Source organism: Mycolicibacterium novocastrense (genome assembly GCF_001499835.1).
GTDB classification, from domain to species: Bacteria; Actinomycetota; Actinomycetes; order Mycobacteriales; family Mycobacteriaceae; genus Mycobacterium; species Mycobacterium novocastrense.
In genome coordinates, this window is the sequence record NZ_LQIH01000005.1 from 1 (window position 1) to 22,621 (window position 22,621).

Consider the following 22,621-nt stretch of genomic DNA (forward strand, 5'->3'; position numbering starts at 1 on the left):
CGATCCCGGAAGCTAAGCCTGCCAGCGCCAATGATACTGCCCAACCCGGGCGGAAAAGTAGGACACCGCCGAACACAAATTAAGCCCTGTGGCCCCCAATTCGATTGGGGGCCACAGGCATTTGTACGGCACAACCCGTGTCCGGGCGCTTGCGAATTCGGATTGTGAGTTGGCGCCGGCGCTCGAAATTTGTGGTGGCCCGGCAGCCGGTTCAGTCGAACAAGGTCAACGCCGGCGAGACGCGACTCTTCTCCATGTCGAGTAGCGCCCGCTTCCTGTTGAGGCCGCCGCCGTATCCCGTGAGGCTGCCGTTGGCGCCGATGACCCGATGGCACGGCACGATGATGCCGATCGGGTTGTGTCCGTTGGCCAAACCCACCGCACGGAATGCACCGGCTGCGCCGATCTGGCGGGCGATCTCACCATACGAGCGGGTCTCACCGTAGGGAATGGTCAGCAGTGCCGACCAGACCTTCCGCTGGAACGGCGTACCGACCAATTCCAGGTCCAAGTCGAATTCGGTGAGCTCACCGGCGAAGTAGGCCTCGAGCTGCCCGACAGCCTCGGGGAAGGCGTCATCGTCGGGTATCCAGCCTTCGCGACTGGGCTCATATGTCTGGTCGACCATCCGTAGGTGCCTCAACCGCCTATCCGTACCCGCCAACGTGAGCGGGCCAACGGGGCTGTCGACGACACGGAAGTGTAGGGCTTTCATCGCTTCTCCTTCGGCAGCCGCCGTTCGTGTGGCATATGACCGCCGATGTTCGCCACGGGTCGTTGCCGAACCGGACAGGCTTGTCGTGGTCGACTCACCACCGCGGATCTCGTGCACTCTCTCACGATGGCACGCGTCCACCGATCGAGCTGGCGGAAATCCGACATCGTCGTCACGCCGGCTCGTGGAGTCACCGGGCGACGGTGTGGCGCCGCGATGAATTCTGCGGTCCGGTGCAGTCTGATCAGCGTGGGCAGACTCATCTATGGCTTCAACGTCTCGATAGACGGATACATCGCTGACGCGCACGGCAACATCGACTGGTCGGCTCCGAGCGATGAACTGCATCAGTACTGGAACGACTTCGAGCGCGAGACCGCCTTGTCGTTCTACGGGCGGCGGCTCTACGAACTGATGTCCGCCTACTGGCCGACCGCCGACGAGGCCCCGGATGCCACCCCGTTGATCGTCGACTACGCCCGCGTCTGGCGCGATATGCCCAAAGTCGTGTTCTCGCACACCCTGGAGTTCGTCGAATGGAACGCCCGACTGGAACGCGGCGACCCGGTCGAGGTCGTAAGGAAGCTGAAGGCCCAAACCGACGGCAATCTGGAGGTCGCCGGTGCCACGCTGGCCGCACCGATCGTGCAGGCCGGCTTGGTGGACGAGTATCGGCTCGTGGTGGCGCCCACCGCTGTCGGCGGCGGCACTCCGTTCTTTCCGAAGCTGCCGGGACGGATCTCGTTGCAGTTGTTGGAGAACCGCACCTTCCCATGCGGCACGGTCCTGCTGCGATACGGGGCCGAACGCGACTGACCGAAGGACAGCTCCGATCGGCGACACCCGTATCGCCACACGCGCCATCGCCCTGAAATCTGAAGTCGGCCAATCGAACACCCACCACTCACGTCCCGCGTGAGCGGCTAAACAGTTCGGCGCGGAGCTAGCCCGCGGCGACCGCATCCTTAGGAGGCCAGTCGTTGACCGCATGATCGAGCGCGGTCCACAGATGCTGCGTCACATACGACCGCCACGGTCGCCAACGGACGCTGTGTTCGGTGAGCGACCGCACATCAGCGGGCAGGCCCAGCTGCTCGGCCGCCACCCGCACGCCAAGGTCGGTCACCGGGAACGCGTCGGGGTCTCCCAACCCGCGCATGGCGATGATCTCCGCGGTCCACGGCCCGATTCCCGGCAACGTCTGCAGTTGCTCACGTGCGTTATTCCAATCGCAGCCCGCATCCAGCACCACGTCACCGTCGGCCAGCGCGCGGATCAGCGACGTCAGGGACCGTTGTCTGGATTTCGGAAATGCCAAATGGGCGGGGTCGATCTCGGCGAGATGCTCGACCGTTGGAAAGACATGCGTCAGACCGCCGTTGACATCGGCGATCGGTTGACCGTACGCGGACGCGAGGCGGCCGGCATGGGTGCGCGCCGCCTTTACCGACACCTGTTGGCCGAGTACCGCTCGCACGGCCAGTTCCTGTTCGTCGACGGTGCGGGGAATGCGCTGCCCCGGAGCCTTGGCGACCAGGGCGCTCAAGCCGGCGTCGGCGCAAAGCGCATCGATGACCGCTTCGGGGTCGGCATCGAGGTCGAGGAGCCGTCGGCAGCGGGCGATGGCCGTGGCGAGGTCGCGGAAATCCTCGAGTGCGACGCGGCACTGCACATGGTCCGGCTGCGGTGTGAGACAGACGATTCCGTTGCCGTTGGGCAATCGCAGTGTGCGCCGATAAGTGCCGTCGCGCACCTCTTCGACGCCCGGCACCGCACTGGCCGCCAAGTGGCCGAACAATCCCTCGTACGCAAACGGGGTGCGGACCGGCAGTCGCAGCGATATGGCTCCGACACCGTCGTCGTTGCGGCCCAGGCGTGTTCGCGCGCGCTGGCGGAGTGCGGTCGGAGGAAGGTCATACACCGTTCGGACGGTGTCGTTGAACTGACGGATGCTGGAGAAGCCTGATGCGAATGCGACGTCGCTGAAGGGCAATTCGGTAGTCTCGATGAGCACACGTGCCGTTTGCGAACGCTGTGCCCGCGCCAACGCGAGCGGATTGGCGCCGACCTCTGCCTGTAGGAGCCGCTCGACCTGGCGGGTCGTGTATCCGAGTCTGGCGGCCAGTCCGGTGACACCATCGCGGTCGACGACGCCATCGGCGATCAGCCGCATGGCCCGCGCGACGACATCGCCACGGACGTTCCATTCCGGTGACCCGGGGGAGGCGTCGGGTCGGCACCGCTTGCAGGCGCGAAATCCGGCCTTCTGCGCGGCTGCCGCGGTCGGATAGAACCGCATATTGCGGGCGTACGGCGGGCGGACCGGACAGCTCGGCCGGCAATAGATTCCGGTGGTGAGCACCGCGGTGACGAACCAACCGTCGAACCGAGCGTCCTTGGACTGGACGGCCCGGTAGCAGCGGTCGAAATCGTCGTACATGTCTCTCACCTTTACACGCGACCACCGACAGAACTGGCGGAAAACCGACATGGTCATTGGGGGCCGAAGTGGGTACCGGCCATGCGGTCGCGAAACGGGATGCTTGACGGTGGAGCCGCACCCGCCGTACGTTGATCCAAATAGTCGAACATTCGAGAACCGACGGAGACCGATGACGGGCGCGCAGCGGGTCGCAATGATCACGGGGGCGGCTCGCGGGCAGGGCAGGGCTCACGCCGTGCGCCTGGCCGCCGACGGCATCGACGTGATCGCGGTCGACATCTGCGCCGATATCGAGACCATTCCCTACCCCATGGGTACACGGGACGAACTCGAGGAAACCCGCCGACTGGTGGAGAAGGCCGGGCAGCGGGCCAGCCTCCAGATCGCCGATGTCCGCGAATTCGACCAAGTCCGACAAGCCTTTTCGGCCGGTACCCATGAACTCGGGGTCGACTGCGCCGACATCGTGATCGCCAACGCCGGCGGGTGCGCCTACCCCTCCGACGTCGACGAGGCCCGCGCCTTCAAGGACGCGATCGACATCATGCTTGCCGGCGTATGGAACACCGTGAAGGCCACCACCCCAGCACTCGTCGAGGCCGGTCGTCCCGGATCGGTGGTACTGACGAGCTCCACGGCCGCGGTCAAGGGTTTCACCGGCGGTTGGGGTGGCCTCGACGGCTACACCGCCGCGAAGTCGGGCATCCTCGGTTTGATGCGGGTGTTCGCGAACACACTTGGGCCGCACAACATTCGCGTCAACGCCATACTGCCCACCGGTGTTGACTCCGGGATGACCCGCAACGAGGCGTTCTCCAGTTGGATCGCAACCGTCGCCGAGCGGCCACTGGCCAACCTTCGCAACGTTCTGCCGGACGTCAACATCCTTCAGCCCGAGGACATCGCCGACGCGGTGGCCTGGTTGGTCTCCGAGCGGGGCCGCTACATCACCGGCGTGTGCCTGCCCGTCGATGCCGGATTCTGCAACGTGTGAAGCGCGGCCCGACCCACGGGCCCGTCACTGCCAGTCGACAAGGTTGTCGGCCAAGTCCGGCGCAACCTCGAAGATCGCCTGCGACGCAGTGGTCATGTGCTCACGCATGAGTTCGCGCGCCGCGTCCGGATCGCCGGCTTCGATGGCATCGGCAATGCGGATGTGATCGAAGTGCAGGCGGGTTCTCGTCATGTCACTGAAGAGGTTGGCGCCACCTTGCGCGGTGCGGCTGGAGAAGATGTGGCTCACCGACTCGGTGAGAAGGTCGAGCGCCGGGTTCGGGCAGATGTCGCGGACCACGATGTGGAAGCGGCTGCCCGAGTCCACGTAGTCGTGGCTGGACAGATTCTGCTCGGTCACTCGGGCCATCCCGCGGCGGCTCTCCTCGACCATCTGCGCGACGAGGTGCGGATCGGCCGAGCCCTCACGAACTCGCAGTGCGGCCCGTTCGGCCGCCAGCGGCTCGAGATAGATCATTGACTCGTTGACGTCGCGCATCGTCGCGTGGGCCAGCTGCAGATGCATCGTCATCGTCTCGCCGAAGCGTTGCGGGCCGCGGTGGCCGACAACCGGACCGCCGCCGTTGCCCCGGCGGATCTCGACGATTCCCTGTAATTCGAGCACCCGCAGGGCTTCGCGGATCGAGGCCCGGCCGACGCCGAACTCGGCGGCCATCGCCTGTTCGGTGGGAAGCGGGCTCCCGGCCGACAGCTGATCCAGTGCGATGCGCCGAACGATGTCCTGGGCGATACCCAACGAGAGCTTGCCGCGACGGATCCGGGCAACCAGCTCCTGACGGGGACCGTCGGCCCGCCAGTCGTCAACCGTCATCCCTCATACCGCCTTGCCCGCAAGAACGCGTGAATACTCGCACATTCAGCGTACTCGTCGCGGCTCGGAAAGCTTGTACGTAGACCAAATATAGGTATATTTGAGCAGTCGCCGTCACGACGGACATGGACGCCGTCGACGCCGGCATCAGGAGGATGCCATGCCGCTACAGGAACAGCACCAGATCATCTCCGTCGACGACCATCTGGTGGAGCACCCCCGTGTGTGGGTGGATCGCCTGCCCACGCGGTGGCACGAGGACGCACCGCAGATCAGGGACGTCAACGGCAGCCAGTTGTGGCATTACAACGGCGAGCGGTTCCCCACCATCGGACTCAACGCCGTGGCCGGTAAGCCTCGCGAGGAGTGGGGTGTGGACCCCGTGCGCTACGAGGACATGATCCCCGGGTGCTACGACCCCGCGATGCGGGTCAAGGACATGGACGTCGACGGCGTCCATGCCGCCCTGTGCTTCCCCTCATTTCCCGGTTTCGCGGGAAGCACGTTTTTTCGTGGCAAGGACAAAGAGCTTGCGCGGCTGTGTATTCAAGCGTGGAACGACTTCTACATCGACGAATGGTGCGCCACGGCGCCGGACCGGTACATCCCGCTGGGGATGGTGCCGTTCTGGGATATCGACGCGGCGGTGGCCGAAGCCGAACGCCTCGTCTCGAAGGGCGCGCGGACACTTTCGTTCCCCGACACCACATCGGTTTTCGGTCTCCCGTCATTCCACACCGATCACTGGGATCCGCTGTGGCAGCTGTGTTCGGACGCCGAGCTTCCGGTGTCGCTGCACTTCGGTGCCGGCGGCTATGTGCCCGGCTTCTCGTTTTCCGGTGCGCCGTTCGCGCCCAAGACCATGAAAAGCAAGGCGGCCCCCTTCGCTGTGGCGATCGCCGTGTTCGCCACGAACTCCTGGTGGACGACGGTCGATCTGCTGTTGTCCGGCAAGCTCCAGCAGTTCCCGAACCTGAAGTTCTCCCTGGCCGAGGGAGGCATCGGCTGGGTTCCCTACATGCTCGAACGAACCGATTTCACCTGGGAACGGCACCGCTACTACCAGGACATCGACTTCGACGCCCGCCCCTCGGAGTTGTTCCACCAACACTTCTGGACCTGCTTCATCGATGACGACCACGGTGTGGAAAGCCGGCACAAGATCGGGGTCGACCGCATCATGCTGGAAAGCGATTTCCCGCACTCGGATTCCAACTGGCCGAACTGCCGTAAACGCGCCGCTGAAGCCCTGGCCGCCGTGCCCGACGACGAGGTGGCGATGATTGCCGAAACCAACGCGCGCAACCTGTTTCACTTTCCGCGTTCGGCCTGAGCCGATACCACCGGGGTCAGGTGATGGCGCCGCCGATCTTCAGGTTCATGATCGTCTCATCGTCGTATCCGCACGCGCGGAGCAAATCGTCGGTGTGCTCCCCGTGTCCGGGTGCGGGGCGCAGATCTCCCGGCGCCTCGTCGAACTGGACGGGGGCGGGCACCAACGGCAACCGCGCGCCGTTGTCGTAGTTCACCATGGTGAAGAAGCCGTTGTCCCAAGCCTGCTGGTCGCTGAGCGTCTCGCGGGGTGACTGCACGACGCTCCACTGCCCTTCCTGGCTGTCGAGCACAGTCTTCCAATGCTCCAGTGGTTGTTCGGCGAACAACTCGTCCAGGAGTGCGACGCAGCGCTCGATGTTCTTGCGCCGGCACGAGGCGGTCGCGAATTGCGGATCGTCGATCCACTCGGGCCGACCGACGGCGCGGCAGAATCCCGGCCAGTACCGGTCGGCTTCGAGCATGGCGAGGAAGACGAAACGGCCATCAGCGGTCCGGTATACGTTGGCCAGGGGATTGCCGGGACGGCGCCGGTCACCCTTGACCAGTTGGTCGCGATCGGTGACATAGCTGCCAGCGATGCTGGATTGCATGGCCCACAGGCCCGCCGACAACAGCGACGCATCGACGACGGCACCCTCACCCGTGCGCTCACGGTGATACAGCGCCCCACAGATGCCGCCCGCCAGGTTCAGTCCGGCCTGGATGTCTCCAACGGCCGGGCCCGGCAGATTGATCGGGTAGTCGTAATCGGCCGGCATGGCCGCGGTCGCCAAACCGGCGCGCGCCCAGTAGGAAATACCGTCGAAGCCGCCGCGGTCGGCGTCGGGACCCCGGACGCCGTGACCGGTTCCCCTGGCGTAGATGATGCGCGGGTTTCGTGCCCGGATGTGTTCGGCGTCGATGTGCAGGCGCTGGCGGGCCGGCCCCAGGAAGTTCGTCAGGAAGACATCGGCCTGGTCGACGAGCGCCATCAGCGCTTCGTACCCGTCTGGATGGGCGATGTCGATTCCCGCGCAACGCTTTCCGCGATTGAGTACCTCCCACAGCATGGTCACCCCGCCGTCGCCGGGCTTGACCCCGAACGCTGCCAGGCCGCGAATCGGGTCACCGGTCTCGGGATGCTCGACCTTGATCACGTCGGCTCCCCAGTCGGACAACGCGCTGGCCGCCGCCGGTACGAAGCCGTACAGGGCCACCTCCAGCACCCGCACACCCTGCAGCACCTTGGTCACGTCAATCCCCTTCCCCGCTCTCGGTGATGGGCGCCCACTGCGGCAGCAGCGCTCCGCTGGTATCGGGGCGCGTGAAGAACCGCATGCGCTGCCCCTCGTGCAGGGGCGGTGCCCCGTCGAGGTGCGCGATGAGTCGGACCGCGGGGTGTGCGGCGAGAGCGACCAGCACGACGGTGTATGGAACCGAGAACGCGCGATGGACCGGATGATGTACCACCGCCCAGGAATACACGGTCGCCTCACCGTCGACCTCGCGCCAGGCCAGGGTCTCCGAAGCACACCGAGGGCACTGTGGCCGCGGAAGGTGGACCGGTTGATCGCATGCGTCACACCACTGGACCGCGAGTGTTCCGCGTTGTGCTGCTTGCCAGAATCCACCGGTGTCCGGGTCATCGACGACGGGGGAGGGTGCATCGGTCATGGAAGTCCTATCGGGCGGCGGTGAGCATCAGGGCGCCGGTGGCGGTCGGTAGTCCCGACGTCACCAGGCACACCTCGGCGCCGGGTACCTGACTGGTCGAATGCCCTCGGATTTGCCGCACTCCTTCGACCACGTGGTTGAGTCCGTGGATGTAACCCTCCGACAGGTTTCCGCCTGCCGTGTTGATGGGCAGGGTGCCTCCGGCGCGCAGTGCGCCGCTCGCGGCGAAATGACCCCCCTCACCCTTGGCGGCGAAGCCGTAGTCCTCCAACTGAAGCAGCACGGTGATGGTGAAGCAGTCGTACAGCTGCGCGACGTCGACCTCCTCCGGTCCCAAACCGGCTCTGCGATACAGGGTTTCGGCCGTCCGTCGCGACGGTTGCTCGACCAGGCTTTCTCGCATCAGCGCCGGGAAGACCAACCCGGGTTGTTGGTAGGCGTCGGCGCCCTGGGCCACCGCGCGGATCGACACCGGCGTGGAGGCGGTATCGCGCGCCCGTTCGCTGGAGGTCACCACGACGGCGCACGCACCGTCTGTTTCCAGGCAGTAGTCGTAGAGGCGCAGCGGTTCGGTCACCGGCCGGGAGTCCAGATAGTCGGCCATGGTCATCGGTTTGCCGTGCATCTGCGCGGCGGGATTGGCGTTGGCGTGCTCGCGACAGGCGAGTGCGATCGCACCCAGATGCTCGGGCTCGGTGCCGAATTCGATCATGTGCCGACGGGCGATCAACGCGAACATCTGACCGGGGGCCATCAGGCCGTAGGGCAGGAAGAACTCGTCGTACGAGCCGTTCCCGCCGACGGGTGCGTTCTGGCGCCGCCCCCGGCCGAAACGAGCGCCCGAACGCCCGTTGAGCGAGCGGAACACCAACACGGACCGCGCCAGCCCGGCGGCGATGGCCGCGCAAGCCTGCGCCACCATCCCGGCCGGGGCCGAACCCCCCGTGCCGGTCGATCCCCAGTAGGTCAACGAAGGCAGGCCCAGAACGTCGGCCACGTCGTTGTGGCGCACCGCGTCTTGTTCGCAGCGCACGATGCCGTCGACGTCGGCCGGTGCCAGGCCCGCGTCGGCGATCGCGGCGGTACACGCCTGCGCGGCCAGCGCCAGTTCGGTCCGTCCGGACTTCCTGCTGAAATCGGTGGCGCCGATCCCGACGATCGCGCAGCGGTCACGCAACGGGTGCGTTGACGGCGCGGACATGAAAAGCACCCTAGCGTCAAACACCTCAAATATGACAGTATTCGGGCTTGGCCGCCGGACGTGGGCGCGGTTCGCGACGCATGCCGGTGGCAGGTACAGACCCGGAGGTTGTAGATGACCGACACACTTGACGCCGCCGCGCCGGAGATCCCCATCGATCTGTACTCGGCGAAGTCGTTCAGCAACGGCCACCCCTTCGAGCAATACCGATGGCTGCGGGCCAATGCGCCCGTCTACAAGCACCCTGCCCCGGACGGCGGCTTTTTCTGGGCGGTGACGCGCAACGCCGATATCCGCCACATAGAGCACCATCCCGAGCTGTTCCAGTCCTCACCGTCGGTCGGCATCGTGGACGCGGAGATCGAGGTCGGGTTCCTGTCGATGGACGCACCACGACACGCACACTTTCGCAAAGTGATTGCGCCGCGCCTGATCCCGGCGCGGGTCAAACACATGATCCCGGACCTGCAGCGGTTGGCCTCCGGCATCGTCGACGAGGTGGCCGGTCTCGGCGAGTGCGACGTCGTCGAGCTGGCCGGTCAGATGGCCGGCTACACGGCGGCGGCCCTGCTTGGCATACCCCGCGAACACGGTCACCGCCTGCACGAGCTGTTCATGATCACGCACAGCTCCCCGGACATCGTGGGGGAGGAGGCGTTTCATGCGGCGTTCATCGAGATGGCGGGCATGGGCTTCGAGGCGTTCGCCGCGAAGAAGGCCAACCCTGCCGATGACGTGTTGAGCGCCTACGCGAACATGGAAGTCGACGGTCGCCCGATCACCGACATGGAGTTCATCGGCAACTTCATACTTCTCACCGACGGCAGCCTCGACACGTCGCGCAACCTCATCTCGGGCGGGATGAAGCTGTTGTTCGATCATCCTGACGTCCGTCGACGTCTGGTCGAGGATCTCGACGCGCTCCTGCCCGGTGCGATCGAGGAGATGCTGCGTCTGCTCTCGCCGGTCGTCTACATCCGCCGCCTGGCCACCGAGGACACCCAGCTAGCCGGCCAGCCGATCGCCAAGGGGGATCGCGTGGTCATGTACTACGGCTCCGGCAATCGCGACGAGCGGGTCTACGACGACCCCGAAGCCTTCGACATCGACCGCAAACGCAGCGAACACATCGCGTTCGGTGGCGGCGGCCCGCACTTCTGCGTCGGCTCGCATCTGGGCCGGGCGGAAGGCACGGTGATGATCCGTGAGTTGCTCACGCGCCTACCCGACATCGAGCAGGCCGGCCCGGAGACATGGGCGGCGACCAGTCTCACCTCCGGTCTGTCGTCCCTTCCGGTGCGGTTCACGCCGAGGTCCAGCTAACGGGCCGGTTGCGGCGTGCTAACGATTCGGGCCAGTCGGCCTTTGTCAGGTGCGCAGATGCCGATGTCGTGGTGTCGTGGAAGCAATGTCGAATCGAGGATGGTTTCTGATCGGTGCCGTGGCCGCATGCTCGGCCGCGGCCGCGTTCACCCTGCCGTCGGCCCTCGCGGCGCCGGCCAGCGACACCCGCGGCTACGTCGACTCGACCGCGCGGTGTGCGGCGCCCTACTCGGCGGTGGTGTTCGGCAGCACCGCCACGTCGCGCGTGGCGATCTGTGAGACACCCAACGGCGGTTACGAATACCGCGGAGTGCGGTTGCGCGACGGCGCGAAACTGATCAAAACCGCGCAGAAGTCGGGGAACACGTTCACGGTCGACAACAACGGGATCACCTACACCGTCTCCGAGGAGTCGCTGATCCTCGCGGAGGGCTCACGCGTCATCCGCGACGAGGCAATGCTGGATTTCCACGAGGTCTCCGCGTCGAGCCCCGGGATGTCGCCCCCGGCGGCGAGTTCGGCACCCACGACATCGCAAAAGCCGCTGCCGCCACCGCTGCCCGCGGAAGTGGGACACGACGAGAGCTGACGGGACCGACCGACACCCGCCGACTCGCTGCCGATCGACTCGAAACGCTCGGTTGAGATTTCGGTCCGTCCCGGCGTTGAAGGTCTACGGTCCGGACAGTGTCGCCATGGCGGTCGTCAGCGACTGCATCGTGCGGTCGCGCTCGTCGCCCATTCCGACGAGGGTGTCGACGATCAACGGTTCGAGTATCTGAGTCAGGCCGTGGCCCTCGTGCCCGAAGAATCCGGCGACCTCCAGCAGCACCGCACCGTGGCTGATGCTCCACAGCCGCCCCGCGACGGCCGCCTCCCCGTCGTCGCGGATGCGCCCGGCCGCGATCATCCGGCGCACGCCGGTCAGCAGTGCGTCGAATGACGCGGCCCACTCGCTTCGGGCGCTGGCGCTGCCGGTGGCGGTGAGATCGGCGTGGTACCTGTTCAATGACTCGGCCGCGGTGCCGAACATCATCTGGTAGCGCTGCGGGTTCTGCAGCGCGAATTCGCGGTAGCGCGCGCCCATCACAAAGAAGTCGGCGACCGGGTCATCGGTCGGTGTGACCTGGGTCAGGGCCCGCGTGAAGCGGAGGAACGACTCGCCGGCGATCGCGTCGATCAAACCCGACATGCCCCCGAAGTGGGTGTACACCGCCATCGTCGAGGTTCCGGTCTCGGCGGCGAGGTTGCGCGCGCTCAGCGCGGCCAGGCCGTCGCGCTCGAGGATGCGGATGCCGGCCTCGACCAGCTGTTCCCGAGCGGTGCTCACCCTTGCCATGGTGCCATAACGGTGTTATACAGAGGGGGTCATAACACTGTTATAGGGATGTCCGATGACGAACCGTTACCTCGAAGGCGCCTTCGCGCCGATCCACGACGAGCACACGCTGACCGACCTGGACGTCACCGGGACGATTCCCGAGCACCTCGACGGCCGTTATCTGCGCAACGGCCCAAACCCGATCGGAGAGCTCGACCCCGAGCTGTACCACTGGTTCATCGGAGACGGGATGGTGCACGGGATCCGGATTCGCGAGGGCAGGGCGGAGTGGTATCGCAACCGGTGGGTCCGTGGTCCGCAGACCGCGCGGGCTCTGGGAGAGCAGCCGCCAAAGGGGCACTTTCCGATCTCGGGAATCGGCGCCAACACCAACGTCATCGGACATGCCGGTAAGACGATCGCGCTGATCGAGTCCGGCGTCACCCACGTCGAACTCACCGACGAGCTCGACACCGTCGGTGCCTGTGATTTCGACGGGACGCTGACCGGTGGCTGCACCGCCCATCCCAAGCGCGACCCGGACAGCGGTGAGTTGCACGCCGTCTCCTACAGCATGTACCGCGGCAACACGGTGCAGTACTCGGTGATCGATGCCGACGGGCGCGCGCGACGCACGGTCGACATCGAGGTGGCGGGAAGCCCGATGATGCACGACTTCTCGCTGACCGAGAACCACGTCGTGTTCTACGACCTGCCGGTGACGTTCGACACCGGTATGGCGGTCCGGATGACGGTTCCGCGCGGTCTTCGTTCCGTGTCCCGGCTGGTGTTGTCGGCCCTCATCGGCCGGGTGCGCATTCCCGACCCGATCAGCGCGCGGCAACCGCGGGGTCAGACAACCGATCGCCGGTTCCCGTACTCGTGGAACCCTCGGTATCCGGCGCGGGTCGGGGTGATGCCACGCGAGGGCGGCAATGCCGATGTGCGCTGGTTCGACGTCGAGCCCTGCTACGTGTTCCATCCGATGAACGCCTACGACGACGGCGACACCATCGTGCTCGACGTGGTGCGGCACCCGAAGATGTTCGACACCAACCAGCTTGGCCCCGACGAGGGGCCCCCGACGCTCGACCGCTGGACGGTCGATCTCGCCGACGGGAAGGTCCGCGAATCGCGCATCGACGATCGCGGTCAGGAGTTTCCCCGTGTCGACGAACGCCGCGTCGGTAAGCGGCACCGCTACGGGTATGCGCCCAGCGTCGGCGAGGGCGAGGCCGCCGACGTCCTGCTCAAGCACGATCTCGTCGGCGGCAGAACCCAATCGCGGTCGTTCGGTGACGGAAAAGTGCTCGGGGAGTTCGTCTTCGAGCCCTCGTCACCGGACGCGGCCGAGGACGACGGCGTGTTGATGGGCTATGTCTACGACCGCCGGACCGACCGCAGTGAGCTGGCACTACTCGATGCGCAGACCTTGGAAGACGTCGCGACCATCCGGCTACCGCACCGCGTTCCCGCGGGGTTCCACGGAAACTGGGTACCGGCCTAGGATTGCGCCATGGCCGAACTGGTGCAGTCGCTCCTGGACCAGATTCGGGAGCGCCACGCCGACAACGACGAAGGGGCGCTGGCCGACTACATCCCCGAGCTGAGACGCGTGGATCCCAAGGGATTCGGCCTGTCGTTGTCGATGGCCGATGGCTATGTCTATGAATCCGGTGACACGGCAATCGAGTTCACCATCCAGTCGATATCGAAGCCGTTCACCTACGCGCTCGCGCTGGAGCGCATGGGCATGGACGCCGTCGACGCCAAGATCGGCGTTGAACCCTCCGGTGAGGCGTTCAACCAGATCAGCGTCGACGAAACCACCAAAACGCCGAAGAATCCCATGATCAACGCCGGTGCGATCGCCGCCGCCTCGCTGATACCCGGCGCCACGGCCGACGAGCGGTTCAACCAGATTCACGAGTTCTATTCGGCTTTTGCGGGCCGCGAGCTCGCAATCGATCACGACGTCTACGGTTCAGAGCAGGCCACCGGTAGTCGCAACCGCGCGATCGCCTACATGCTGCAGAGCTTCGGCGTACTCGACGGCGATCCCGACGAGACTCTCGACGTCTACTTCCGGCAGTGCTCGATCCAGGTGACGAGCACCGATCTGGCCGTCATGGCCGCCACGCTCGCCCGCGGTGGCGTCGAGCCGGTGGCTGGGCGGCGCGTGGCCAGTGCGGCGGTCGTGCAACGCACGCTGAGCGTGATGGTCACGTGCGGGATGTACGACGCGGCAGGGGATTGGGCGAGTGCCGTCGGCATGCCCGCCAAGAGCGGTGTCGGCGGCGGCATCGCGGCCGTGCTGCCCGGGCAGCTCGGAATCGGCGTCTACTCACCGCGGTTGGACGCCAAAGGCAACAGCGTGCGAGGGACCGAAGTGTGTCGCAGCATGTCTGCGGAGCTCGGCCTGCACTTCCTCGCGCACACCCGGGAATCCCGGTCGACGATCCGCAACGCGTACGACGTCGAACCGGGTGTGCGGGTTTTCGAACTGCACGGCGACCTGTTGTTCGCCGGTGCCGAGCAGGTGCTGCGCAGGGTCTATCGCGAGCGCGACGCATTCGACGTCGCGATTCTGGAACTGTCACGGGTCGACGACATCGACGACGCGGCGCGCCGCATGTTCGCGGGCATGCGCGAATCGCTCGTCGCGGCCGGCAAGGAGGGCTACGTGGTCGACCCCGACCGGGTCCTGACGGCGAGCCACACCGCGGGCTTCGATGCCAGGGTGTACGGCACACTCGAGGATGCGCTGAGCGCTACGGCGCACCTCGGCTCGGGTGATTCAGGCGGGTAGGGCCAACCTCGTCGGCTCGTCGTGCCCCCGCAACGTCACCTCATCACCCAATCGCCAGTGGGCACACTCGGTTTCGCTAGCGCCGCGCAGCGCGTCGGCGCTGGCGAGAATGTGTCCGGGAGTCTCCTTGGCCAGTTCGCACAGCCGTGCCGCCTCGTTGACGGGCTCGCCGATGACGGTGTACTCGAAACGTTCCCGGGCGCCGACATTGCCGGCCACCGCCTCACCGGCGGCCACCCCGATGCCGGCGTCGAACTCGGGCACCTCCTCGTGGATGCGCCGCGCGATCGACCGCGCGGCGGCCAGCGCCGAATCCTCCGGGTTCTCCAGACGCACCGGCGCCCCGAACACCGCGAGTGCGCCGTCGCCCTCGAACTTGTTGACGAAGCCGTGGTGACGATCCACCTCCTCGACGACCACGGCGAAGAACCGGTTGAGCAGGTCGACGACCTCGGTCGCGCGCTTGGCCGTGACCAGCTTCGTCGACCCGATGATGTCGACGAAGATCACTGCGACGTGACGTTCCTCGCCGCCGAGCTTGGGTCGCTGCTTCTCCGCCTCGGCGGCGACCTCCCGGCCGACATGGCGTCCGAAGATGTCCCGCAGGCGTTCGCGTTCCTTGAGCCCCTGCACCATCGAGTTGAACCCCCGCTGTAGCTCGCCGAGTTCGGTGCCGTCGAAAACGACGAGATTGCAGTCCAGGTCGCCCTCCTCGACGTGCTTGAGAGCCGTTCGCACGACGCGTACCGGGGTGGCGATGAGCCACGACAGCAGCCACATCAGGGTGAGCCCGAAGGCGAGGGCGATCACCGCGATGATCATCACGGCCACCGCGAATTGGGTGGCGGTGAGGTTCCGCAGCGCCAGGGCGAACACCGCAAGCAGAAGGATGCCCAGCACCGGCACTCCGGAACTGAGCAGCCAGACCGTCATCGTTCGCCCCATGACACCGTGCGCCAGCCGCCGCGGCGGGCGACCAGCCTCGAGTGCTTGAGCGGCGATCGGGCGCAGCGCGAACTCGGTGATCATGTAGCAGGCGGTCGCCACCACGATGCCGGGAAAGCCCACCGCGAGCAGGAACCGCGGAATGAACGCCGGGTCCTGCATGCCGTACAGCACGGTCAGCAGCACCGTGCCGATGCCCCACAGCAGGAGAAGCTTCTTGGCCACCCGCCACGGCGCCAGGAACACGTTTCGCTGGTCCTCGCGGGTCGGTGCCCGCTCCTCGATCGCCCACCGCAGCGAGCCAACGGTGCGCGACGTGATCCAGGTCGTGCCAAAGATCAGCGCGACCACCATGTAGGCCGGAACCACGCCCCAGGTCAGCCAGGCCGGTGCGTCGGTGAAGACACTGGGAACCGGGATGGCGACCCCGTTGAGCAGCAGCGAGACCGCGATGCCGAGGATGTTGGTGAACAGTATGAAGAACGTCAGGATCACCTGGATGCGGACGCGTCGCCGCCCCTGACTCTCTTGGGGCTTCCCGAGTAACCACGACCCGTATTCCGGGGTGTCGGTCAGCCGCGCGCTCTGGCGGGTCACCGTCTCCAGGACGCGACCCAGCCGCTGTGCGACGCTCCCGTTGGCGGTCATCGTCCCCTCAGCCTAAATCGCCGGGCGGCCGCCTAAGGTGGTCGGGTGCGTCTCGTGATCGCCCAGTGCACTGTCGACTACGTCGGACGCCTGACCGCACACCTGCCTTCGGCGCGGCGGCTGCTGCTGATCAAGGCGGATGGTTCGGTGAGCGTGCACGCCGACGACCGTGCCTACAAACCGCTGAACTGGATGACCCCGCCGTGTCGCCTCACCGAGGACACCTCCGGCCCGACGCCCGTGTGGGTGGTCGAGAACAAGGCCGGTGAGCAGCTGCGGATCTCCGTCGAAGACATCGAACACGACTCGAGCCACGAACTCGGCGTCGATCCCGGCCTGGTCAAGGACGGTGTCGAGGCGCATCTGCAGGAGCTGCTGGCCGAGCACGTCGAATTGCTGGGCGCGGGTTACACGTTGGTGCGGCGCGAGTACATGACCGCGATCGGCCCGGTCGACCTGCTGTGTCGCGACGCGAACGGCGGTTCGGTCGCGGTCGAGATCAAGCGCCGCGGCGAGATCGACGGGGTCGAGCAGCTCACCCGCTATCTCGAACTGCTCAACCGCGACAGCCTGTTGGCCCCGGTCGCCGGCGTCTTCGCCGCACAGCAGATCAAGCCGCAGGCCCGCACGCTGGCCACCGACCGCGGTATCCGCTGCGTCACGTTGGACTACGACAAGATGCGCGGTATGGACAGCGACGAGTTCCGGTTGTTCTGATGGCCCGCAAGCGGTCTCGTCGGCGTTCCGAGCGGCCGCCACCGCCGCTTCCTGCGTCCCGCCGTATCGAGACGGGGCCCGACGGCTACGACTACGAGGTGCGTCCGATCGCCGCCGCGCGTGCCACCAAGACGTACCGGTGTCCGGGGTGTGACCACGAAATCCGGCCCGGGACAGCACATGTCGTGGTGCTTCCGGCCGATATGGGGGAGCGGGCGGCCGACGACCGTCGCCACTGGCACACGCCGTGCTGGACGCACCGCGCCACGCGCGGCCCGACCCGCAGGTGGTCCTAGTGACCGCCGTCAGTGCTTGTCGGAAGCCGGCTCGACGAGCTCGACGAGGACCCCGCCGGCGTCCTTGGGATGAATGAAGTTGATCCGCGAGTTCGCGGTGCCGCGACGTGGGGCGTCGTAGAGCAGCCGAACGCCGTCGGCGCGCAGGCGCTCGCTGAGCGCGTCGATGTCGCTGACGCGGTAGGCCAGTTGCTGAAGACCGGGGCCGCGCTTGTCGATGAACTTGGCGATGGTCGAGGTCTCGTCCAGCGGCGCCATCAACTGAATCTGCGCGCTGCCGACCGGGGCGCCACGCACCGAGAGCATCGCCTCGCGCACACCCTGGTCCTCGTTGATCTCCTCGTGAAGGACGATCATGCCGAGGTGATCGTGGTACCACTTGATCGCGGCGTCGAGGTCCGGAACGGCGATCCCCACGTGATCGATCGCCGTCACGAGTGCGCTGGCGAGCGCTGGACGTGCGTCTACGTGTTCGGTGGTCATAACGTAACGGTAACCTTGAGACAGATGTTTGCGGAATGTGTCATGGAACACACATCGATATACCCACTTTTTGGAGGTAGTAAATGACCACGTCGGTGATCGTTGCCGGGGCCCGTACACCCGTCGGCAAGCTGATGGGCTCGCTGAAGGACTTCTCCGGCAGCGATCTCGGCGCGATCGCGATCAAGGGGGCGCTGGAGAAGGCCAAGGTCCCCGCCTCCGCCGTCGAATACGTGATCATGGGCCAGGTCCTCACCGCGGGCGCCGGGCAGATGCCGGCCCGGCAGGCGGCCGTCGCGGCAGGCATCGGCTGGGACGTGCCCTCGCTGACCATCAACAAGATGTGCCTGTCGGGTATCGACGCGATCGCGCTGGCCGACCAGTTGATCCGCGCGGGCGAGTTCGACGTCGTCGTGGCCGGCGGCCAGGAATCGATGACCCAGGCGCCGCACCTGCTGATGAACAGTCGGGCGGGTTACAAATACGGCGACGTCACCGTGCTCGACCACATGGCCTACGACGGTCTGCACGACGTGTTCACCGACCAGCCGATGGGCGCGCTCACCGAGCAGCGCAACGAGGTCGACCAGTTCACCCGCGCCGAGCAGGACGAGTTCGCGGCCCGTTCCCACCAGAAGGCCGCTGCCGCTTGGAAAGACGGCGTCTACGCCGATGAGGTGGTGCCGGTGCAGATCCCGCAGCGCAAGGGCGACCCCCTGGAGTTCTCCGAGGACGAAGGCATCCGCGCCAACACCACCGTCGAATCGCTGGCCGGTCTGAAGCCGGCATTCCGCAAGGACGGGACCATCACCGCCGGATCGGCCTCGCAGATCTCCGACGGTGCGTGCGCCGTCGTCGTGATGAACAAAGCCAAGGCCGAGGAACTGGGGCTGTCGTGGCTGTGTGAGATCGGCGCGCACGGTGTCGTCGCCGGCCCGGACTCCACGCTGCAGTCGCAACCGGCCAACGCCATCAAGAAGGCGGTTGCGCGCGAGGGTATCTCGGTCGATCAGCTCGACGTCATCGAGATCAACGAGGCGTTCTCCGCGGTCGCGCTGGCCTCGACGAAGGAGCTCGGAGTCGATCCGGACAAGGTCAACGTCAACGGCGGTGCGATCGCCATCGGACACCCGATCGGGATGTCGGGCGCCCGCATCACGCTGCATGCCGCACTCGAGCTGGCCAAGCGTGGTTCCGGTTACGCGGTGGCGGCGCTGTGCGGTGCGGGCGGTCAGGGTGATGCACTGATCCTGCGCGCGCGCTGAAGGCCTACGACGGCGTGTAGTAATCAACGCGTGTTTGGGGCACAATGGCGGCCATGACTCGCCTGCTGAACCAGCGCACCGTCGCGGGATGGTTTCGTTTCGTCGCCCTGCTCGAGGCGGTGAGCTGGGTCGGACTGCTGATCGGTATGTACTTCAAGTACCTCGGCGCCCCGCGCACCGAGATCGGCGTCAAGGTCTTCGGACCCGCCCACGGCGCCGTCTTCGTGGCGTTCGTCGTGCTGGGGCTGCTGGCGACCGTGATGTTCAGGTGGGGGACCGGTACGTGGTTGCTGGGGATCGTTGCGAGCATCGTGCCGCTCGGCAGCGTGGTCTTCCTCATATGGGTGGAGCGCACCGGCCGGTTGGGAGCGGAGTCCGTCGTCGCGCCCATCGCGCAACCGGGGCAGCCGGTTGCCGAAACGACGTGACAAACTTATGGGCGTGAGTCGTCCACGCCCTTCCATCGCGGCCTCGATGGCCGGTGCGGTTGATCTGTCCGCCCTCAAGCAGCGCCCCTCGACCGGCGACGGCGAATCGTCGGCCCCCTCCGGTGGAGTGGAAGTCACCGAGGCGAACCTCGAAGCCGAGGTGCTGGTCCGGTCCAGCCAGGTTCCCGTCGTGGTGCTGCTCTGGTCACCGCGCAGCGATGCCAGCGTCCAATTGGGCGATGCCCTCGGGCAACTGGCCGCAGCCGACGGCGGTAAGTGGTCGTTGGCGACGGTCAACGTCGACGTCGTGCCCCGTGTGGCGCAGATGTTCGGTGTGCAGGCGATCCCGACCGTGGTCGCACTGGCCGCCGGCCAACCCCTGTCGAGTTTCCAGGGCATGCAGCCCCCCGAGCAGTTGCGCAGGTGGATCGATTCGCTGCTGAACGCGGTCGCGGGCAAGTTGCCCGGCGGTGCTGAGGAGGGGGACCCCGAACAGGTCGATCCCGAACTCGCGCAGGCGCGTTCGCACCTGGACGCCGGCGACTTCGACGCCGCACGCACCGCATACCAGGCGATCCTCGACGCCAACCCCGGTCACGCCGAAGCCAAGGGCGCCGTGCGCCAGATCGATTTCCTGCAGCGCGCCACCTCCCGGACGCCCGACGCGATCGCCGCCGCCGACGCGGACCGCGGCGATATCGAGCTGGCGTTCGCCGCCGCCGACGTCGAGGTCCTCCAGCAGAACGTCGCCGCGGCCTTCGACCGGCTCATCGATCTCGTCAAGCGGACGTCGGGCGACGATCGCACCACCGTGCGTACTCGCCTCATCGAGCTGTTCGATCTGTTCGATCCGGCCGACCCCGAGGTCATCGCGGGCCGGCGCAAATTGGCCAACGCGCTGTACTAGCGCCCGGCGCTAGTGTGCGCACAGATCGACAATCGCCCCGAATCCGGCCGAAACGACGATCTGAGCGCACACTGGAGCGCCCCGGCACATCAGGCGGGCTCGTACTCGAACCACAGCGCCGACAGCGGTGGCAGCACCATGACCGCCGACGCCGGACGCCCGTGCCACGGCTCGTCGGTTGCCTCCACCGCGCCGTAGTTGCCGATGCCCGACCCGTTGTAGATGTCGGCGTCGGTGTTGAGCACCTCGCGCCAGGTGCCCGCGTGCGGTAGCCCCAGGCGATAGCGGGTGTGCTCGGCGCCGGAGAAGTTGAACACGCACGCCAGCACGGAGCCGTCGTCGCCGTAGCGCAGGAAACTCAGCACGTTGTTCGCCGAATCGTTGGCGTCGATCCAGCTGTAGCCCTCCGGGCGGGTGTCTTGGGACCACAGGGCCCGCCTGGTGCGGTAGACGGTGTTCATGTCGTGCACCATGCGCTGGATGCCCGTCGAGAAGCTGTTCTCATCGAGCTGGTACCAGTCGACGCCGCGCTCCTCGGACCATTCGGCACGCTGGCCGAACTCCTGGCCCATGAACAGCAACTGCTTGCCGGGATGCGCCCACTGGTAGGCCAACAGGCTGCGCAGTCCGGCGGCCTTGTTGTGGTCGTTGCCCGGCATCCGGCCCCACAGCGTGCCCTTGCCGTGCACGACCTCGTCGTGGCTGATCGGCAGCACATAATTCTCGCTGAACGCGTAGAGCATCGAGAACGTGATCTCGTGGTGGTGGTAGCTGCGGTGGATCGGATCGCGTTTGATGAACTCCAGCGTGTCGTTCATCCAGCCCATGTTCCACTTCATCGAAAAGCCAAGGCCGCCAAGGTTTGTCGGCCTCGTCACGCCCGGCCAGGACGTGGATTCCTCGGCGACCGTGACAATGCCCGGGGCGGCCTTGTGCACGGTCGCGTTCATCTCCTGCAGGAACTGCACGGCCTCGAGGTTCTCGCGACCGCCGTAGATGTTCGGGGTCCAACCGCCTTCGGGTCGGGAGTAGTCGAGGTAGAGCATCGAGGCGACCGCATCCACCCGCAGGCCGTCGATGTGGTACTCCTGCAGCCAGTACAACGCATTGGCCACCAGGAAGTTGCGCACCTCGGGCCGGCCGAAGTCGAAGACGTAAGTGCCCCAATCCAATTGTTCACCGCGGCGGGGGTCGGAGTGCTCGTAGAGCGCGGTGCCGTCGAAACGTCCGAGCGCCCACGCGTCCTTCGGGAAGTGGGCGGGAACCCAGTCCATGATCACACCTATGCCGGCCTGGTGAAGTGTGTCGACCAGATGGCGGAACTCGTCGGGGGAGCCCAGGCGCGACGTCGGTGCGTAGTACGAGGTCACCTGGTAGCCCCAGGAACCGCCGAACGGATGCTCGGCCACGGGCATCAACTCGACGTGGGTGAAACCGTTCTCGACGACGTATTCGGTGAGCTGGGTGGCCAGTTCGCGATAGCTCAGACCCGGGCGCCACGACATCAGATGCACCTCGAGGGTGCTCATCGGCTCGAACACCGGGTTCTGGGCCGCGCGGCGCGTCATCCACTCGTCGTCCGCCCACGTGTAATCGCTCTGGGTCACCTTCGAGGCGGTCTTCGGCGGCACCTCGGTGGCGAACGCCATCGGGTCGGCGCGCTCGCTGACCGAACCGTCGGCGCCGTGGATACGGAACTTGTACAACCCGCCGATCTCGAAGCCCGGCCAGAACACCTCCCACACGCCGGTCGAACCGAGCACGCGAAGCTGGGCTTCATTGCCGTCCCAATGGTTGAACTCGCCGATCAGGGCGACACCCTTGGCATTCGGGGCCCACACCGCAAACGAGACACCGTCGACGACACCGTCGGGGGTGGTGTAGCGGCGGGGATGCGCGCCCAGGATCTCCCACAGCCGCTCGTGGCGGCCCTCGGAGAACAGGTGCAGATCCATCTCGCCGAGCGTCGGCAGAAACCGGTACGCGTCGGCCACCGTGTGCACCTGGGTCGACCCGTCGCCCCCCGTGTAGTGCACCTCGAGTCGGTAGTCGGCCAGCCCGGTGAACGGCAGCGCCACCGCGAACAGCCCGGATTCGATGTGCTGGAACGCATACCGCTCCCCGCCGATGACCGCGACCACCTCGACGGCATGGGGTCGGTAGGCGCGGATCACGGTGTGGTCGTCGTACTCGTGCGCACCGAGCACCGAATGCGGGTCGTGGTGCTCGCCGGCCAGCAACCGGTTGAGGTCGGCGGTGTGCGGCCGCAGATGTGGGCTGCTCGCTTGTTTGGTCTGCGTCATGTTG

Annotated in this window: 22 protein-coding genes; 12 read left to right on the top strand and 10 right to left on the bottom strand. The window is 66.4% G+C overall.

From position 1 onward, the window contains the following. Positions 1–211 precede the first annotated feature (211 nt). A complete protein-coding gene (locus AU072_RS05440) occupies positions 212–715 on the bottom strand; it encodes a methylated-DNA--[protein]-cysteine S-methyltransferase (RefSeq protein ID WP_064412959.1) in 504 nt (167 codons plus the stop codon). 249 nt (positions 716–964) lie between these two features. Between AU072_RS05440 and AU072_RS05445 the strand changes: the two genes are divergently transcribed. Next, positions 965–1,531, top strand: a complete 567-nt coding sequence (locus AU072_RS05445) for a dihydrofolate reductase family protein (protein ID WP_064412960.1) — start codon at positions 965–967, stop codon at positions 1,529–1,531. 127 nt (positions 1,532–1,658) lie between these two features. Here AU072_RS05445 and AU072_RS05450 read toward each other — a convergent pair whose 3' ends face one another. Beyond that, positions 1,659–3,155, bottom strand: coding sequence for a DNA-3-methyladenine glycosylase 2 family protein (locus AU072_RS05450; RefSeq protein WP_064412848.1), 1,497 nt, complete (start codon positions 3,153–3,155; stop codon positions 1,659–1,661). Positions 3,156–3,327: 172 nt separating this feature from the next. Between AU072_RS05450 and AU072_RS05455 the strand changes: the two genes are divergently transcribed. After that, complete coding sequence (locus AU072_RS05455) at positions 3,328–4,152, top strand: mycofactocin-coupled SDR family oxidoreductase (protein ID WP_064412849.1); 825 nt, start codon at positions 3,328–3,330, stop codon at positions 4,150–4,152. A 24-nt stretch (positions 4,153–4,176) separates the two neighbouring features. Here the strand turns inward: AU072_RS05455 and AU072_RS05460 are convergent, their stop codons facing one another. After that, entirely contained in the window at positions 4,177–4,983 is an 807-nt protein-coding gene (locus AU072_RS05460; protein WP_064412850.1) for a FadR/GntR family transcriptional regulator, read from the bottom strand. A gap of 160 nt (positions 4,984–5,143) precedes the next feature. Between AU072_RS05460 and AU072_RS05465 the strand changes: the two genes are divergently transcribed. Then, positions 5,144–6,316 carry an amidohydrolase family protein gene (locus AU072_RS05465; protein ID WP_064412851.1) on the top strand — a complete coding sequence of 391 codons (1,173 nt, stop codon included), beginning with the start codon at positions 5,144–5,146 and terminating at the stop codon, positions 6,314–6,316. Between the two features lie 16 nt (positions 6,317–6,332). Here AU072_RS05465 and AU072_RS05470 read toward each other — a convergent pair whose 3' ends face one another. Genes AU072_RS05470 through AU072_RS05480 form a run of 3 tightly spaced genes read right to left on the bottom strand, consistent with a single transcriptional unit; the run spans position 6,333 to position 9,172 of the window. Then, on the bottom strand, positions 6,333–7,550 hold the full coding sequence (locus tag AU072_RS05470; protein WP_064412852.1) for a CaiB/BaiF CoA transferase family protein: 1,218 nt from the start codon (positions 7,548–7,550) through the stop codon (positions 6,333–6,335). Between the two features lies 1 nt (position 7,551). Then, positions 7,552–7,971, bottom strand: coding sequence for a Zn-ribbon domain-containing OB-fold protein (locus AU072_RS05475; protein WP_064412853.1), 420 nt, complete (start codon positions 7,969–7,971; stop codon positions 7,552–7,554). A gap of 7 nt (positions 7,972–7,978) precedes the next feature. Then, a complete protein-coding gene (locus AU072_RS05480; RefSeq protein ID WP_064412854.1) occupies positions 7,979–9,172 on the bottom strand; it encodes a thiolase C-terminal domain-containing protein in 1,194 nt (397 codons plus the stop codon). A gap of 114 nt (positions 9,173–9,286) precedes the next feature. Between AU072_RS05480 and AU072_RS05485 the strand changes: the two genes are divergently transcribed. Together AU072_RS05485 and AU072_RS05490 are read left to right on the top strand one after the other, a co-directional pair. Beyond that, the gene (locus tag AU072_RS05485) at positions 9,287–10,495 is read left to right on the top strand and encodes a cytochrome P450 (RefSeq protein WP_064412855.1); all 1,209 of its coding nucleotides are present in this window, start codon (positions 9,287–9,289) and stop codon (positions 10,493–10,495) included. A gap of 85 nt (positions 10,496–10,580) precedes the next feature. Next, a complete protein-coding gene (locus AU072_RS05490) occupies positions 10,581–11,084 on the top strand; it encodes a hypothetical protein (RefSeq protein ID WP_064412856.1) in 504 nt (167 codons plus the stop codon). A gap of 84 nt (positions 11,085–11,168) precedes the next feature. Here AU072_RS05490 and AU072_RS05495 read toward each other — a convergent pair whose 3' ends face one another. Then, entirely contained in the window at positions 11,169–11,825 is a 657-nt protein-coding gene (locus tag AU072_RS05495; RefSeq protein ID WP_235629929.1) for a TetR/AcrR family transcriptional regulator, read from the bottom strand. A gap of 64 nt (positions 11,826–11,889) precedes the next feature. Between AU072_RS05495 and AU072_RS05500 the strand changes: the two genes are divergently transcribed. Together AU072_RS05500 and glsA are read left to right on the top strand one after the other, a co-directional pair. Next, a complete protein-coding gene (locus AU072_RS05500; RefSeq protein WP_064412858.1) occupies positions 11,890–13,323 on the top strand; it encodes a carotenoid oxygenase family protein in 1,434 nt (477 codons plus the stop codon). A gap of 9 nt (positions 13,324–13,332) precedes the next feature. Then, a complete protein-coding gene (glsA, locus tag AU072_RS05505; protein WP_064412859.1) occupies positions 13,333–14,625 on the top strand; it encodes a glutaminase A in 1,293 nt (430 codons plus the stop codon). Here the strand turns inward: glsA and AU072_RS05510 are convergent. Then, the gene (locus AU072_RS05510) at positions 14,614–16,218 is read right to left on the bottom strand and encodes an adenylate/guanylate cyclase domain-containing protein (protein WP_064412860.1); all 1,605 of its coding nucleotides are present in this window, start codon (positions 16,216–16,218) and stop codon (positions 14,614–14,616) included. The two genes, glsA and AU072_RS05510, sit on opposite strands and share 12 nt — an antisense overlap. A gap of 45 nt (positions 16,219–16,263) precedes the next feature. On the opposite strand from AU072_RS05510, the gene nucS reads away from it, so the two are divergent. Both nucS and AU072_RS27500 read left to right on the top strand, forming a co-directional pair. Beyond that, positions 16,264–16,935 carry an endonuclease NucS gene (nucS, locus tag AU072_RS05515; protein ID WP_064412861.1) on the top strand — a complete coding sequence of 224 codons (672 nt, stop codon included), beginning with the start codon at positions 16,264–16,266 and terminating at the stop codon, positions 16,933–16,935. Next, a complete protein-coding gene (locus AU072_RS27500) occupies positions 16,935–17,231 on the top strand; it encodes an Rv1322 family protein (RefSeq protein ID WP_082680956.1) in 297 nt (98 codons plus the stop codon). Before nucS ends, AU072_RS27500 begins: the two co-directional genes overlap by 1 nt. Before the next feature lie 9 nt (positions 17,232–17,240). Here AU072_RS27500 and mce read toward each other — a convergent pair whose 3' ends face one another. Further along, a complete protein-coding gene (gene mce, locus AU072_RS05520; protein ID WP_064412961.1) occupies positions 17,241–17,714 on the bottom strand; it encodes a methylmalonyl-CoA epimerase in 474 nt (157 codons plus the stop codon). Positions 17,715–17,797: 83 nt separating this feature from the next. Here mce and AU072_RS05525 point away from each other — a divergent pair, with 83 nt between their 5' ends. Genes AU072_RS05525 through AU072_RS05535 form a run of 3 tightly spaced genes read left to right on the top strand, consistent with a single transcriptional unit; the run spans position 17,798 to position 20,314 of the window. Next, entirely contained in the window at positions 17,798–18,979 is a 1,182-nt protein-coding gene (locus AU072_RS05525; RefSeq protein ID WP_064412862.1) for an acetyl-CoA C-acetyltransferase, read from the top strand. Between the two features lie 44 nt (positions 18,980–19,023). Beyond that, entirely contained in the window at positions 19,024–19,407 is a 384-nt protein-coding gene (locus AU072_RS05530; protein WP_082680957.1) for a DUF3817 domain-containing protein, read from the top strand. Positions 19,408–19,420: 13 nt separating this feature from the next. Further along, complete coding sequence (locus tag AU072_RS05535) at positions 19,421–20,314, top strand: tetratricopeptide repeat protein (protein WP_174523793.1); 894 nt, start codon at positions 19,421–19,423, stop codon at positions 20,312–20,314. 89 nt (positions 20,315–20,403) lie between these two features. Here AU072_RS05535 and glgB read toward each other — a convergent pair whose 3' ends face one another. Then, positions 20,404–22,617 carry a 1,4-alpha-glucan branching protein GlgB gene (gene glgB / locus AU072_RS05540; protein WP_064412864.1) on the bottom strand — a complete coding sequence of 738 codons (2,214 nt, stop codon included), beginning with the start codon at positions 22,615–22,617 and terminating at the stop codon, positions 20,404–20,406. Between the last annotated feature and the right edge of the window lie 4 nt (positions 22,618–22,621).